Genomic DNA, 14,874 nt, shown 5'->3' with positions numbered 1-14,874 from the left:
GTGCGCCAGGACCCTCGGCATGCGGCACTGAAACCTCCGGTCCTGCCCTATCAGGCTGGTCGGGAGATCACTGGGTTCTACGGGTCTGCTTCACTTCCTGGTCGACGGCCCAGGCGTCGGCGACCGGGCCGAGGTGGCCGAGCTTGTCGGGGTTGATGACCGAGCGGATGGTCTGGATCTGCCCGTCGAGCACGTCGAGGGCGAGGATGTGGAGGATCTTGCCGTCGCGATCGCGGAAGAGCGCGCCCGGCTGGCCGTTGACCTCGTGCGGTTCGAACGTGATGTCGACCTGTGCCATCAGCGGGTAGACAGTGGCGAGCAGCCTGGCCACGTTCTCGGCGCCAGCGACGGCCCTGGCCAGCTGCGGGGCCTTGCCACCGCCGTCCCCGACAAGCTGGACATCGGCCGACAGCAGACTCTGCAGTCCGTCCACGTCTCCCTGCGCCAGCGCCTCGAAGAACCGCCTCGCCAGCTCCTGCCGCTCCTGGCGGTCCGCTTCGAACCGGGGCCGCCCCTCGTGCATGTGGCGGCGTGCCCGAACGAGCAACTGCCGGCACGCCGCCTCTGAGCGCCCCACCGCGGCGGCGATCTCGTCGAAGCCGAAGGCGAAGACCTCCCGCAGCACGAACACCGACCGCTCCAGCGGGCTGAGCCGCTCCAGGAGCAGCAGCGCCGCCATCGACACCGAGTCGGCCAGCTCCGCCGCGCGGGCCGGGTCCTCGTACGGATCGTCCAGCAGCGGCTCGGGGAGCCACGGTCCGACGTACTTCTCCCGCCGCACCCGGGCGGAGCGCAGCACGTCGATCGCGATCCGGGTCACCGCGGCTGACAAGAACGCCTTGGCCGACACGGGCCGGGTTCTCGAGGCGTCGTAGCGGAGCCAGGTCTCCTGCACCGCGTCCTCCGCCTCGCCCACGCTGCCCAGGATCCGGTACGCGATCGAGAACAGCAGCGGCCGCAGCTCCTCGAACTCCTCGACCTTGCCCACGCCGACTCCCCCTTTGTGGTCTGTGTGCCCGGCCGGACCCGCGCCGGCGAGGCATCCTTCGAAGATCATCCGATGTGTGGGCGGAGCAGACAACGCTCGTGCCGCGACCGCCCTGCCCGCCTTGACCACGGCGTCCTGGCCCCGGCGGGCCTGACCTGGGCCAGGGTGCGGTGGTGGTTCAGTGGAACTGGCCGACCTGGTAGTCGCCGGCCGGCTGCTGGGTGATGATGTTCAGCCGGTTCACCGTGTTCATGAACGAGACCAGCAGCACGAGGGCCGTGAGCTGCTCCTCGTCGTAGTGCTGGGCGGCGCGCGCCCACACGTCGTCGCTGACCCCGGTGGCCGCGTCCGCGACCCGGGTTCCCTGCTCCGCCAGCTCCAGTGCGGCGCGCTCGGCCGCGGTGAAGACCGTCGCTTCCCGCCAGGCCGCGATCAGGTTCAGCCGCACCGGGGTCTCGCCGGCCGCGGCGGCTTCCTTGGTGTGCATGTCGATGCAGACCGCGCAGCCGTTGATCTGGCTCACGCGCAGCGCCACCAATTCCTGCGTCGTGGCCGGCAGCGGCGATTCCTTCAGCTCCCGGCCAGCCGACATGAAGTACTTGAGGGCCTTGCCGGCGGCCGGGTTGGCGAAGTAGTTCAATCGCGCGTCCATCGTGTGCTCCTCCACGTTCGTCGATGCCTTCACCCCCAAGACGAGGCGGCCCTCACTCCTGTGACACGGAACGGTGTGACCCACGTCTCTCCGCTGTCTGGGTTCGGGCATGTCACAGGCCGAGTCGCTGCCTCGTCTCGGGTACGGAAGTCCTCGATCAGGGAGTTGATGATGAACGTCGCGCTGTGGATCACCGCTGGGGTGCTCGCCGCTGTCTGCCTGGTGGGCAGCTCCAAGATGTTCGTGCCGCAGGAGAAGCTGGCCGCGATGGGCTCCTCTGCGCAGTGGGTCCTGGAGTTCAGCCCCGGCGCTCTCAAGGCCATCGGCGCCGTCGAGCTGCTGGCTGCGGTCGGCCTGATTCTGCCCGCGGTGCTCGACATCGCGCCGGTGCTGGTGCCGCTGGCCGCCACCGGACTTGTTCTGCTGTTTGCCTGCGCGGTCACCATGCGTCTGCGCCGTGGCGAGAAGGCCACGATCGCCGGCGACCTGATCTACCTCGCCCTGGCTGCCTTCGTCGCATGGGGCCGTTTCGGCCCCGAGTGCTTCACCGGCTGACCACCGGCGCATATCAGTCGAGCGCCGAAGTGCCAGGCACACTCCAGGTCGTACCGATACACCTACCAGCCAACGGAGTTGGCTACGACGTCACTCTCTTCAGCAATGAACAACCGCCTACTACAACAGCTTCGTCGCTATTGAACCTGCGCCGCGCCGCACAAAGAACACAGCCGAGTACCGGGACCCACGTCGGCTGCCGGTGCGTGGTTCAGGCGGACTGTTCGGCGGTGGCCGCCGTCTCGCGGCGCTGGGCCCGCAGCAGTCGGCGGCCCTGCTCGCCCTTGGCCCAGGTGTGGGAGCCGGGCTTGCGTGCCTCGTTCACCAGCTGCTTGATGGTGTGCTTGCACACGAGTTCCTTCACCTTCGCGCCTGTTCGGCCGCCGAGGTAGAGCCGCTTGGCGGTGTCGTCCTTGTGGGCGAACTGGAAAATGCCCGCGCGGCGCCCCAGGCTGATGCATTGGCCGGCGAACCCCAGGTCGATCGGTGTGGGCCGCTTGCTCGTGATGCGGCTGAGCACCGTGTCGGCGGCGTGTGCGCCCAGCGGGCCCGCGGCCTGGCAGCTCATCCTGAACGGCATGTCCGACGGAGCCGCCGAGTCCCCCGCGGCGACGATCCGCTCGTCGTCGATGCTCGTCAGGGTCTCGTCGGTGAGCAGGCGGCCCAGGGTGTCGGTGCTGAGCCCGCTGCGGGCGGCCAGGTCCGGCACGCCGAACCCGGCGGTCCAGATGGTGACCTCGCTCTGCAGCTCACGGCCGTCGCCGAGCCGCACGGTGTCGCCGGTCACCTCCGTGACCTTCGTGTCGGGACCCTGCAGCACGGTCACACCGAGGCCGGCCAGCCGCTCGGCGACCGAGCGGCGGCCGTTCGGGTGCAGGTAGGGCCCGAGCAGCCCGCCGCAGACCAGGGTCACGGTGCGGCCCGCCTCCGCCAGTTCGGCGGCGGTCTCGATGCCGGTCGGACCGGCTCCGACCACCGTCACAGGGGCTGCGGCGGGAGCGGCGTCGAGGACCGACCGCAGCCGCTGCGCCTCCTCGAACGTGGCGATCGGGTGGGCGAACTCGGCAGCTCCGGGCACGTCCGGGACGGCGCTGCCGCTGCCCACCGCGTAGATCAGGTAGTCGTAGCCGGCCGTGTCGCCGCTCGCCAGCTCCACCTGGCGCCCCGTCGCGTCGATCCGGGTCACGGTGTCGACCACCAGCCGGACGCGCTCGCCCAGGACCTTCCGGTAGTCGCTGACGGCCTCGTGCGTTCCGCCCGCCAGCTGGTGCAGCCGGATCCGCTCGACGAAGTCCGGGCGGCAGTTGATCAGCGTCACGGTCACGTCGTCGCGCTGCGTCAGCCGGTTGGCCGCCATGACCCCGGCGTAACCGCCGCCGATCACGACGACCTCGATGTTCTCAGCCATGGTTTCTTTCCTCCGCTTTCAGGGATTCGCACGCAAGATGTCGACTTGGCACGCCGTCACGGCGTGCGGGACGGATCAGCTGAGGCGCTGTGGCGCCGAGCCTCGGAGCGGGGTGGAGTCCAGGTACCGGACCTCGTAGATGCGTTCGCTGAACTTCCAGCCGTCGGCGGTTCGCTCGTAACGGTCGTGGTACAAGGCGTAGTTCAGGTGCGAGCTGCCGTCGCGCATCCGTCCGAACTCCTGGACGTACGCCCGGCCGGCCGCGGTGTCGCCGTCCAGCCGGATGACGCCCGGGTGGACGTTCTGCACGAAGAACTCCCAGAGCGACTGGCCCCACTCGATCCCCGCGCGGATCTCCTCGCGACCGACGAACTTTTTGTCGATGTGCGGCCAGCTCATGGCGCCCTCGGGCGTGAACAGCGAGACGGCGCGGTCGAAGTCACGCATCATCACCGCGTCCGTGAGCTCGGCTCGCAGCGCCTCTATCTCGACGCGATCGGCGATGGCCCGCATGTCGCCCATCGGTTTCCCTCCCCATCCATGTGTGCGTCAGGCGTGTGCCGCCTGTCCGGTGGTGATGGATCCAGCATCGGTGCGGGTGGGCAGCGGAACAATGTAAGGTTCCTTGGGCTATTCATAATGTGGCGGTTATGCATGGATGGCGGTTATGCGCGGATGGGGGTTGCGCATGAGGGGGGTTATGCATGGAGCTGCGTGACATCGAGATCTTCCTGACCCTGGCCGAGGAGCTGCACTTCGGCCGCACCGCGGAGCGGCTTCATGTGTCCCAGGCCCGCGTCAGCCAGGCCATCGCCAAGCAGGAACGACGCCTGGGCGTCGTCCTGTTCGACCGCACCAGCCGGCGCGTCGCCCTGACCCCGGTCGGCCGGCGTCTGCGCGAGGACCTCCAGCAAGCCGTCGACCTCCTCCGGGAGGGGCTCGCCCGCGCCGAAGCGGCCGGCGCGGCGAGCGGGCAGACCCTGCGCCTGGGTGTGTTCGGCCATGCCGGCCACGAACTGCGACCCCTCATCGAGGCCTTCCGCTCCCGCCACCCCGGCAGCGATGTCCAGTTCGGCGAGATCAACGGCAGCGACCCGTTCACCGCGCTGCGCACCGGAGAGCACGACGCGCACGTGCTGTGGCTGCCAGTGGCCGAACCGGACCTCACGGTCGGCCCGACCGTGCTGACCGGAGGCCGCGTGCTCGCCGTGGCGGCAGACCATCCGCTGGCCGAGCGCGGCACCGCGTCGCTGGAAGACCTCGGCGACAATCATGTCGTCGACCTCGGCCCCGGCGCCCCCGAGTACTGGGTCACGACCATGGTCCCCACGCGTACGCCGCTCGGCCGCCGTATCCCGCGCGGGCCCGCCGCGCGGACTTTCCACGAGGTTCTCTCTCTGGTCGCCTCCGGACAGTGTGTCCACCCGCTGGGCGAGATCGCCGCCCGCTACAACCGTCCCCCCGGCATCGTCTTCCTCCCCCTTCACGACGCCCCCACCATGCACTGGGCCCTCACGTGGCGATCCACCGCCGACGGCCCCACCCTCCGCGCACTGGCCCAGACTGCCGCCGACCTCGGTCCCATCTCCCTGTGACAGGGGATGACGGGCAGTTGATCGGGTAGCGCAAGCCCCGGCGGTTCGACCGGAGTCGGCGGCGCCGGCTTGGCCCCCCTCCGAGCGACTGCGTTGCGGCAGGTCATCGCTAGGGGCGGTCGCCGCTGCTGGGCGCCAAGCCGGGCCCCGGCGATGGAGTGGCGTCCGCGCCACGTCAGCGCCTACCTGACGGTGTTCACCCGAGGCACCCCCGGGCCGCGCAACGGGAGCGTTCGGCTGAGGACGAGGTTGGTGGTGGTGCTCCCGAACTCGGCCAGCTCGTCGACGATCTCCTCCAGGTGGGCCATCGACGTGGCCGCCACCTTCATGACGTAGCAGTCGTCTCCGGTGGTGCGCAGGCACTCCAGGATCTCCGGGCGCTCCTCCAGCAGCCGGCGCAGCGGCTGGTGCCGGGTTCCCGGCCCCGGGTACTTGAGCCGGACCACCGCCATCACTGGGTAACCGGTCCGCTCCGGGTTCACCTCCGCACGGTACCCCGTGATCACCTCGGCCTCCTCGAGCCGGCGCACCCGCTCCTTGGTCGCCGACGCGCTCAGGTTCACCCGCCGTGCCAGCTCGGTGAACGGGATCCGGCCGTCCCGTTGGACTTCTGTCAGGATCGCCCAGTCCGTCACGTCGAGACTCTCGGTCATACGCCCATTCTACCGGCGGATCCACGGCTGAACCGCCTCTGAACAGGCGGGAATCCCTTCTGGCGATCCATACGTCCTGCCTAGGGTTGGGCCCTATGAAGATCGGAGTGAACGTCCTCAATTTCGGCCCGGGCACTGACCCCGGAGTGTTGCGAAGCTGGGCCCAGACCGTGGAAGGCCTGGGCTTCGACCTACTGATGATCTCGGACCACATAGCCATTACGCCGGATGTCGCCGAGCGCTATCCGGCACCCTTCTACGAGCCCTTCACCACCTTGTCCTGGCTGGCCGGCCTCACCACCCGTATCCAGCTCGGCACGACGGTCCTCATCGCTCCCTACCGGCACCCGCTGCTCACCGCCCGAATGGCGGCCAATCTGAATGAGCTGAGCGGCGGCCGGCTGGTCCTCGGCGTGGGAGTGGGCTGGGCGCGGCAGGAGTTCACCGCCCTCGACATCCCGTTCTCACAGCGCGGACAGCTGACCGACGGCCACCTGCGGGACATCCGGGCCGCCTGGAAGGACACCGCCTCATACGGAGACCGCCGGATCCCGGTGTGGGTCGGCGGCAACAGCGACGCGGGGCTGCGCCGGGCCGTACGACTCGGAGACGCATGGCATCCGCTGCGCCCCACCGTGCCGTGGCTGCGCGAAGCCGCAGGCAGGCTGGAGACGTACGCGGACGAGCAACACTTGCCCGTGCCCGCCCTGGCTCCCCGCATCGCCCTGCGACTCACCAAGGAACCGGTCGACGGAGCGGGACGGCTCGCCGGTGAGGGCACCATCGACCAGATCATGGACGACCTCGACCAACTGCGGCTGCTGGGCGCCAAGTCCGTCGTCCTCGACACCTACCAGGGCGACCCCCACGCGACATGTCACCCGCAGGCGGCCTGGCAGGCCCTCGCCACCGTGGCCGCGCACCTTCTCCCGCCCAGCACCCCACCCCGCACCACGATGGAGCAGTCATGACCACACCCGACGACCACACCCTCCTCCGACAGGCCATCTCTCTCGCGGCCAAGGCACACGCGAGCGGCAACCCGCCCTTTGGATCTCTGTTGGCAGGACCGGACGGGACGATCCTGGCCGAGGAGCACAACACCACCCTCACCGACAACGACATCACTGCACACCCGGAACTCAAATTGGCGAGGTGGGCCGCAAGAGAACTCGACGCGCAGACGGCGGCAGGCACCACGATGTACACCAGCTGCCAGCCGTGCGGGATGTGCGAGGCCGTCGTCCAATGGGCAGGGCTGCGGCGAGTGGTGTTCGCCCTGTCCAACGAACAGCTCCTGGACATCAGGCCGGGCAGCAGCCGACCGCCCGTGCCGCAGGACGGCCCCGCGCTGCTCGACGAGGTACGGGCTGTGGTCGAGCCCTACTATCGCTGACCGCCGGGCCCAGGGCGGAGCCCGCCATCAGCGGAACGCACCTGGGTACGCTCGTCCCTGGTCCTCGACGGCCGCTGCCCCAAGGGCGCGCCACTGCTGGAAACGGCACTGAGCAGTACTTACGGCATCTCCCGGACCCCATCCGCGAAGCGCTCAACCTGCTCGAGCACGACGGCTTGCTGGAGCGGGCGCCGCGCGGCTACCGAGTGCGCGCGGGCACCCCGGAGGACGTCGTCGAGATCTACGAGGCTTGGATCGCCCTGGAGTCCGAGGCGGCAGCCGCCGCGGCACTGCGCCGTACCGACCTGGACCTGGCACGGCTCCAGCATCAGCACGACGTCGCCCGCGCCTCCTCGGACGACGCGGCGGTCCGCGCCGCCAACTTCCGCTTCCACGAGGTCCTGTGGCAGGCCGGGCACAACACGACCATCGCCGAGCTCCTGACCAAGCTGAACACCCGGCTGCGCATCTACGACAGCGGCCCACCATCGTCCTTCGGCGAGCCCGAGGTGTTGTACGACGAGCACGAGCGCATGCTGCAGGCTCTGCGCGACCACGCCCCCGACGCGGCCCGCGCCGCTATGCGCGGACACCTCAGCGCAGTCTGGAGCAGCGTATCCGCACCCTCGTCAGCGGCGCTCAGCCCGCCGACCGCTGAGCGTTCCTGCACCACCGTTACGGTCAACGTCACCCGGAATCAGGTGACATACCGGATGACCACCAATATGGGCACTTGGTTCGGCATCGACCAGGGCAGCGCCCGCTCGCCCTCCTCCGACGCCGCGCGACTCTGCTCAACGCGTGACGCCGAGTCATCCAATGATTCTATGATCGGTCCGTGGACCACGATGAAGTGGCGTGCGCGCCCCGCGAAGATCCGCAGCAGGGCGCGTCCCGGTCCGCTGTGCGGGTGCGCCGCCTCGCAGCCGTCGCCCTGGTGCTGGCCGCGGTCAACCTCCGGCCCGCCGTCACCAGCCTCGGCCCGGTGCTGGAGGAGACCCGCGCCTCCCTGGGCATGAGCGCCACCGTCGCCGGGCTGCTCACCTCCGTACCGGCGGTGTGCTTCGCACTGGTCGGCCTCACCGCGCCCCGGCTGGCCCGCCGGTACGGGACCGACGGCGTCATCGCCGCCGGCACGGCGGCGATCGCGGTCGGCCTGGCGCTGCGCCCCCTCACCGCAAGCACCGCCCTGTTCGTCGTGCTGAGCGCCCTTGCCCTCGCCGGGATCGCGGTGGCCAACGTTCTGCTCCCGGTTGTGGTCAAACAGCGTTTCCCCGACCGCGTCGGCGCGATGACGGGCATGTACGCCATGGCCCTCAACGTCGGAGCCTCGACCGCCGCGGCCGTCACCGTCCCCGTGGCCCGGGCGTTCGGCGGCGACTGGCGGATCGGCCTCGGCTGCTGGGCGGCGGTCGCCGCCGTCGCCTTACCGCCCTGGCTCGCCCTGGCCCGCGATCGCACCGCATCCGCCACCGGTACGCCGGACACGGACCCCGCCTCACCGGGCCCGGCACCCGCCGTACGGCTCACCCGCAACCCTACGGCCTGGGCGCTCGCCGTCTACTTCGGTCTGCAGGCCACCGCCGCGTACGTCATCATCGGCTGGCTGCCGCAGATCTTCCGCGACGCCGGACTGTCCGCCGAGACGGCCGGGTTGCTGTTCGCCGTCACCTCGCTGCTCGGTGTGCCGCTGTCCTTCGCGCTGGCCGCGGTCGCCGGACGGCTACGCAACCAGAGCGGGATCGCGGTCGCCATCGGAGTGTTCGGCCTCGCCGGATACGCCGGGCTGTGGGCCGCGCCGGGTGCCGCGCCCTGGCTGTGGGCCGTGCTGCTCGGCATCGCCAACTGCTCGTTTCCGCTGGCCCTGACAATGATCGGAATGCGCGGCCGGGACAGCGCGACGGTGATCCGACTGTCCTCCTTCGCGCAGAGCACCGGCTACCTGCTGTCCATCCCCGGTCCCATCCTGGTCGGAGCGCTCTACCAGCACAGCGGCAGCTGGAAGGCGCCACTGGTCTTCATGGCACTGCTCATGCTGCCCCAGCTCGTGGCCGGCCTTCTCGCGGGCCGCGACCGGCAGATCGGCTGACTCAATATGCGCAGCCGGTACGTCCGGCGGCGACACCCAAAAGAGGCGGCACGTTCTCCGCGGTCGCCAGCCCGATCGACGACGTGCGGGAGAAGATCGAGGGCAACTTCCCCGATGCGATGAAGAAGCTCAGCAAGGGCGAGGAGGGCAACTCCTGCTTCGTGCCGCTGACCACGTACCCGTGGGCGGTCTTCTACCGCAAGAGCGTCTTCCAGAAGTACGGCTGCGAAATCCCCACCACCTGGCACCAGTTGGTCGCCCTGTGCCAGCAGATGAAGAAGGACGGCCTGGTCTACCTCGTGGGCCCGCAGCGGTGGTTCGCCGCCTGGGACAGGCTCGACCCCCGGTGCGCGGCCCTCGCGGCACGCGGCAGGCAGCGGCCGTCCGTACGCGAGGCGGCTTGGTCATCGGTCTGATCCGCGCGGAAGATTCCCACAGGAGGAGAGTGGCGCTGTGCGGACCCTTGACGCGTGCCTCTCCGGCTGCGTAGATATGACCGCGCGGTCATTGACCGCGCGGTCATACAGCTGACTTCGTCTGATGCAGGCATGCGGCCGACAGGAGTTCCCATGGCACGAGTGGTGGGGCAGGGCGAGGGGGCGTCCGCCCCGCGCAGCGAGGACGTGGCCCGTGTGGCCGGGGTCTCGCGCAAGACCGTGTCGAGGGTCCTCAACAACGAGCCGTACGTCTCCGACGGGGTCCGCCGACGCGTCCTCGAAGCCGCCGAGGAACTCGGGTACCGGCTGAACCACGCGGCCAGGGCTCTGGCCTTGGGGCGGAGCCGTTCCATCGGTGTCGTCGCTCTGGGGACGGCCGGGTACGGAACCGCCTCGCTCCTCGTGGGCATCGAGAAGGCCGCACGGGACGCCGGCTACACACTGCGGGTGGTCAACACGGCGGACGGCCACTCGGAAGGCATCGCCGGCGCCGCTACGTCCCTCCTCGAACAGGGAGTTGACGGCATTGTCGTCTCCGAACCCATCGTGGAAGGAGAAGTCTCCCTGAAAGTCGACGTGCCGGTCCTCTTCCTGGGTGCACCTCCGGCCTTCATCTCTGCCCGGACCCTGACGGTCGGTGTAGGCGCCCACGCACTAGCGCGGGCGGCCACCGATCACCTGCTGGATCTGGGACACACGACCGTTCATCACCTCGCCGGTCCCGGGCGGTGGTACGCCTCCAAGGATCGTCTCGCCGGCTGGCGGGCGGCACTGGCGGCACGGGGCGCGCACGAACCCCCGGTGGTCGAGGGGGACTGGTCACCCGCCTCCGGCTACGCGGCAGGCCGCGAACTGGCTGCGGACAGCTCCGTGACCGCCGTGTTCGCAGCGGGCGACGAAATGGCCATCGGCCTGATCCATGCCCTGCGGGAAGCCGGCCGCCGGGTGCCGGAGGACATCAGCGTCGTGGGTTTCGACGGCAATCCCGTCTTCGCCTACGTCACCCCTCCTCTGACCACCGTGCGTCAGCCCTTCGACGCCGCGGCACGGGAAGGAATCAGGCTGCTCGTGCACGCCATCGAGGAACCGGAGAACGACCTGCCGCCGGCGAGCGAACCACCGGTCGAACTCGTCGTCCGCGGCTCGACCGCACCCCCGCCGACCCGGAAGGCCCCGGCACGCGGGCGACGCACGGCCTTCCGCTCGAGCGGCTCGGCACGCTTACCCCCGGCCGGGGACGGACCGCCCACCACCGGCTGATCAGCGCTCATCGGCCCGAACGGCACCCGCCCATGGCCGGGCGGTGAGCCGCCCGCGCTCACCGCCCCACAACAACTCTCCACGACCGTGGCCTTCAGCTGTACGGCACGCAACGCGCGTGCCGGCCGCACCCCGCGCGACGCAGACCCGAACATGGCGACCCCGATGCCCTGGTAGCGACGTCCGCGCATCACCCCACGTCACCCCTCCCCCACACACCTCTCCCTTCCCACCCATGCGAAGCGCCCTCGCCAGGCGCTCCGTCACTCTGCCCATTCGTCTGCCCTTCAGCGGGAGTTCACCATGCCCAGATCCTTTGTTCCCACGTCCTCCATGAGCCGTCGGCGGTTCCTCGCCGCGACCGGCGCGGTGTCCCTCGGCGCCGCACTCACCGCGTGCAGCGGCGACAGCGACTCCGGCGGTTCCTCCTCCGCCGAGCCGGTCAGCCAGGCCGACATCGACAAGGCGATGAAGACGCCCACCGAGCTGACGTTCTGGACCTGGGTCCCGGACATCCAGCAGGAGATCGCGCTCTTCGAGAAGAAGTACCCCGCGATCAAGGTCAAGGTCGTCAACGCCGGCCAGGGCGTCGCCCACTACACCAAGCTGCGCACCGCACTGAAGGCCGGAACCGGCGCACCGGACATGGTGCAGATCGAGTACCAGGCGATCCCCACCTTCACCATCACGGGCAGCCTGCTGAACCTCGCCCCGTACGGCGCCACGGCGCTGAAGGACCAGTTCGTCGACTGGACGTGGGGACAGGTCAGCGGACCCGGCGGCGAAATCTGGGCGATCCCCCAGGACACCGGCCCCATGGGGATGCTCTACCGCAAGGACATCTTCGACAAGCACGGCATCCAAGTGCCCGAGACCTGGGACGAGTTCGCGACTGCCGCACGCAAGCTCCACAAGGCCGACCCGGACGTCTATCTGACCAACCTCGCGGCGAACGAACCCGCCGCCTGGCACGGCCTGCTGTGGCAGGCGGGCGCCAAGCCGTATGCGACCTCGGGCAAGAGCGATCTCTCCATCAGCGTCGACGACGCGGTCTCCAAGAAGCTTGCCGAGTACTGGGGCGGGCTCGCGAAGGAAGGCGTCATCAGCACCGACCCGGACTTCGCCGACCCCTGGTACGCCGGATTCAACAAGGGCAAGTACGCCACCTGGCTCACCGCGGCCTGGGGCCCGTCCTTCCTGTCCGGCTCGGCCAAGTCCACCTCGGGCAAATGGCGGGCGGCGCCGCTCCCGCAGTGGGATGCCGCCAAGCCGGTCTCGGGCAACTGGGGCGGCTCCGCGACCGCGGTCACCGCGGCCACCAAGAACAAGATCGCGGCAGCACAGTTCGCCCAGTTCCTCAACAGCGACCCGGCCAGCGCCAAGATGTTCGCCACCAAGCAGTTCTTCTTCCCGGCGACCAAGGCCCTGCTCGCGGACCCGAGTGTCACCGGCAGCGCGTCCGAGTTCTACGGCGGCCAGAAAGTCAACCAGATCTTCGCCGACATCAGCGACACGGTCTCGACCTCGTTCCAGTGGCCGCCGTTCCTCGACCAGGCGGCGACCGACTGGACCGAGACCGTCGGCAAGTCCCTCGCCGACAAGTCCGACACCGTCGCCGCACTCGGCACGTGGCAGTCCCGGCTCACGGCGTACGCCAAGAAGCAGGGCTTCACGGTCAAGGGGGCCTGATGGCCGCCACGACCGCGGCCTACGCCAGGAAGCCGCGCCGAGCTCGACCGGCGCCGCGGCGCCGGTCCGGCTCGGCAGGACCCCTGTTCGTAGCCCCGTTCCTGATCCTCTTCCTCCTACTGTTCCTCGCCCCGCTCGGCTACGCCGCCTACCTCAGCCTCTTCCAGGAACAGCTCATCGGCGGCACGGTCTTCGTCGGCCTGGACAACTACGTCACCGCCCTCAAGGACCCACAACTCCTCCACGGCGTCGGACGCGTGGCCCTGTTCTTCGTGATCCAGGTGCCGCTGATGCTGCTCCTGGCCCTGCTCTTCGCACTCGCCCTGGACAGCGGCCTGCTGCGGCTGGCGCGCGTGATCCGTCTGGGCATCTTCGTGCCGTACGCCGTCCCGAGCGTGGTCGCCGCGCTCATGTGGGGCTACCTGTACGGCCCTGACTTCGGCCCGTTCGCCCAGCTGAGCCGGAATCTGGACCTACCAGCCCCGGCCTTCCTCAGCGAGAGCTGGATGCTCGGCAGCCTGGCGAACATCGTCACCTGGGAGTTCGTCGGCTACAACATGATCATCCTTTACGCCGCCCTGCGCACCATCCCCCAGGAGCTGTACGAGGCGGCCGCGATGGACGGCGCCGGGGCCTGGCGGACCGCCTGGTCCGTCAAGCTGCCCGCACTCCGTCCGGCACTCCTGCTCACCCTGCTGTTCTCCGTGATCGGCAGCTTCCAGCTGTTCAACGAACCGAGCCTGCTGATGAAGATCGCCCCGGACGTCATCAGCAGCTCCTACACCGCCAACCTCTACGCCTACTCCCTCGCCTTCACCGGCCAGCAGGTCAACTACGCGGCCACGGTGTCCTTCCTCCTCGGCCTGGTGATCGTCATTGCCTCCTACGCCGTGCTGCTCACCGCGAACCGAAGGGGGGAAAAGTGACGACAACCATGCAGAAGGCCACGGTCGCGCCGGCCGGCCCGGCCCCCACCGCACCGAAACGGCGCCGGTCCGCATCCCCCCGCCGCAGCACCCCGCTGACGATCGCCATGCTGGCGGCCCTGGCCTACTTCCTCCTCCCGCTGTTCTGGCTGCTGGTCGCCTCGACCAAGAGCACCCAGGACCTGTTCAACAGCTTCGGCCTGTGGTTCTCCCACGCCCCGCAGCTGCTGACGAACATCAAGGAGACCTTCACCCAGGACGACGGGGTCTTCGTGCACTGGCTGCTCAACACGACGCTGTACGCCGTCGTCAGCGCAGTCGGCGCCGCGATGATCGCGGCCGCCGCCGGCTACGGCTTCGCCAAGTTCCGCTTCCGCGGCGACCGGGCCGCCTTCAACCTCGTACTCGGCGCCATCATGGTCCCGGCCACCGCCCTGGCGATCCCGACCTACCTCCTGTTCGCCAAGGTCGGTCTGGTCAACACCCCGTGGGCGATCATCCTGCCCTCCCTCGTCAACCCCTTCGGCCTCTACCTCATGCGTGTCTACGCGGCCGACGCGGTCCCGGACAGCCTCCTCGAGGCCGCCCGCATCGACGGGGCAGGGGAGGCCCGGATCTTCTTCCGGATCGTGCTCAGGCTGCTGGCCCCCGGTCTGGTGACGGTCCTGCTGTTCACGCTCGTGGCGACCTGGAACAACTACTTCCTGCCGCTGATCATGCTCAACGACCCGGACCTGTACCCGATCACCGTCGGCCTCTCGTCCTGGGCCGCCCAGGCGCAGAACGGCGGGGCGGGCGCCAGCAGCGACATGCTCGCGCTCGTCGTGACCGGCTCCCTGATCTCGATCCTTCCCCTCGTCGTGGCCTTCCTCATGCTCCAGCGGTACTGGCAGAGCGGCCTGGCCACCGGAAGCGTCAAGCAGTAGGCCACTCATCACTCGTTCTTCTGGAGGCTTCTTTATGGCGGACCTGCCCGCCCGCGTCCTGTTCGGCGGCGCGTCCGCGTCGTCCACAACCGGAGCCGGCAGCCCGTCCGTGTCGCCACCCTCATGGAGCTGATCCAACCACTGATGTGGGACGCGGTCACCGTGCGTGCCGCTGCCACCGAACGCTGATCCGTGGCCTGGGGTGAGCCGGCGCGGCAGCTCACCCCAGCCTCAGCTGTCTGTCCCTCACTCACAACGGGCTCACGCGGACTGCCTCGGCCGCGCGTCGTCGCAGAGCTT

15 protein-coding genes and 1 pseudogene are annotated in these 14,874 nt (G+C 69.5%); 11 read left to right on the top strand and 5 right to left on the bottom strand.

All coding sequences use genetic code 11. The annotated features are described in order from the left end of the window. Positions 1-67: 67 nt before the first annotated feature. On the bottom strand, positions 68-988 hold the full coding sequence (locus ACSMXV_RS36600; RefSeq protein ID WP_473175380.1) for an RNA polymerase sigma-70 factor: 921 nt from the start codon (positions 986-988) through the stop codon (positions 68-70). Between the two features lie 178 nt (positions 989-1,166). Beyond that, a complete protein-coding gene (locus tag ACSMXV_RS36595) occupies positions 1,167-1,640 on the bottom strand; it encodes a carboxymuconolactone decarboxylase family protein (protein ID WP_399725528.1) in 474 nt (157 codons plus the stop codon). 171 nt (positions 1,641-1,811) lie between these two features. Here ACSMXV_RS36595 and ACSMXV_RS36590 point away from each other — a divergent pair, with 171 nt between their 5' ends. After that, positions 1,812-2,195, top strand: coding sequence for a DoxX family protein (locus ACSMXV_RS36590; RefSeq protein ID WP_473179189.1), 384 nt, complete (start codon positions 1,812-1,814; stop codon positions 2,193-2,195). Positions 2,196-2,406: 211 nt separating this feature from the next. Here ACSMXV_RS36590 and ACSMXV_RS36585 read toward each other — a convergent pair whose 3' ends face one another. Both ACSMXV_RS36585 and ACSMXV_RS36580 read right to left on the bottom strand, forming a co-directional pair. Beyond that, positions 2,407-3,603, bottom strand: a complete 1,197-nt coding sequence (locus tag ACSMXV_RS36585; RefSeq protein ID WP_473175379.1) for an NAD(P)/FAD-dependent oxidoreductase — start codon at positions 3,601-3,603, stop codon at positions 2,407-2,409. A 75-nt stretch (positions 3,604-3,678) separates the two neighbouring features. Further along, positions 3,679-4,125, bottom strand: a complete 447-nt coding sequence (locus ACSMXV_RS36580) for a nuclear transport factor 2 family protein (protein WP_473175378.1) — start codon at positions 4,123-4,125, stop codon at positions 3,679-3,681. Between the two features lie 182 nt (positions 4,126-4,307). On the opposite strand from ACSMXV_RS36580, the gene ACSMXV_RS36575 reads away from it, so the two are divergent. Continuing rightward, positions 4,308-5,198, top strand: a complete 891-nt coding sequence (locus ACSMXV_RS36575) for a LysR family transcriptional regulator (RefSeq protein ID WP_473175377.1) — start codon at positions 4,308-4,310, stop codon at positions 5,196-5,198. 182 nt (positions 5,199-5,380) lie between these two features. Here ACSMXV_RS36575 and ACSMXV_RS36570 read toward each other — a convergent pair whose 3' ends face one another. Next, on the bottom strand, positions 5,381-5,851 hold the full coding sequence (locus tag ACSMXV_RS36570) for an Lrp/AsnC family transcriptional regulator (RefSeq protein WP_189323829.1): 471 nt from the start codon (positions 5,849-5,851) through the stop codon (positions 5,381-5,383). A gap of 95 nt (positions 5,852-5,946) precedes the next feature. Here ACSMXV_RS36570 and ACSMXV_RS36565 point away from each other — a divergent pair, with 95 nt between their 5' ends. From ACSMXV_RS36565 to ACSMXV_RS36525, 9 genes and pseudogenes are all read left to right on the top strand, one after another. Then, positions 5,947-6,822, top strand: a complete 876-nt coding sequence (locus ACSMXV_RS36565; protein WP_473175376.1) for a TIGR03619 family F420-dependent LLM class oxidoreductase — start codon at positions 5,947-5,949, stop codon at positions 6,820-6,822. Next, the gene (locus ACSMXV_RS36560) at positions 6,819-7,247 is read left to right on the top strand and encodes a nucleoside deaminase (RefSeq protein ID WP_473175375.1); all 429 of its coding nucleotides are present in this window, start codon (positions 6,819-6,821) and stop codon (positions 7,245-7,247) included. The genes ACSMXV_RS36565 and ACSMXV_RS36560 overlap by 4 nt, the downstream gene beginning before the upstream one ends. 176 nt (positions 7,248-7,423) lie before the next feature. Beyond that, positions 7,424-8,266 carry a GntR family transcriptional regulator gene (locus ACSMXV_RS36555; protein ID WP_473175374.1) on the top strand — a complete coding sequence of 281 codons (843 nt, stop codon included), beginning with the start codon at positions 7,424-7,426 and terminating at the stop codon, positions 8,264-8,266. Further along, the gene (locus ACSMXV_RS36550; protein WP_473175373.1) at positions 8,158-9,336 is read left to right on the top strand and encodes a CynX/NimT family MFS transporter; all 1,179 of its coding nucleotides are present in this window, start codon (positions 8,158-8,160) and stop codon (positions 9,334-9,336) included. Before ACSMXV_RS36555 ends, ACSMXV_RS36550 begins: the two co-directional genes overlap by 109 nt. Before the next feature lie 62 nt (positions 9,337-9,398). Then, positions 9,399-9,752, top strand: a pseudogene (locus tag ACSMXV_RS36545) (extracellular solute-binding protein); the annotation flags it as partial. Between the two features lie 153 nt (positions 9,753-9,905). Beyond that, complete coding sequence (locus ACSMXV_RS36540; protein ID WP_473175372.1) at positions 9,906-11,033, top strand: LacI family DNA-binding transcriptional regulator; 1,128 nt, start codon at positions 9,906-9,908, stop codon at positions 11,031-11,033. 333 nt (positions 11,034-11,366) lie between these two features. Further along, positions 11,367-12,722, top strand: a complete 1,356-nt coding sequence (locus tag ACSMXV_RS36535) for an ABC transporter substrate-binding protein (RefSeq protein ID WP_473175371.1) — start codon at positions 11,367-11,369, stop codon at positions 12,720-12,722. After that, positions 12,722-13,648: a carbohydrate ABC transporter permease gene (locus tag ACSMXV_RS36530; RefSeq protein ID WP_473175370.1), complete on the top strand. Its 927-nt coding sequence runs from the start codon at positions 12,722-12,724 to the stop codon at positions 13,646-13,648. The genes ACSMXV_RS36535 and ACSMXV_RS36530 overlap by 1 nt, the downstream gene beginning before the upstream one ends. A gap of 8 nt (positions 13,649-13,656) precedes the next feature. After that, positions 13,657-14,574: a carbohydrate ABC transporter permease gene (locus ACSMXV_RS36525; RefSeq protein ID WP_473179188.1), complete on the top strand. Its 918-nt coding sequence runs from the start codon at positions 13,657-13,659 to the stop codon at positions 14,572-14,574. Positions 14,575-14,874: the final 300 nt, after the last annotated feature.

The organism is Streptomyces sp. DSM 42067, assembly GCF_055792885.1.
Note: the sequence above shows the minus strand (reverse complement) of the source record. Positions and strands in the feature narration are given on the sequence as shown.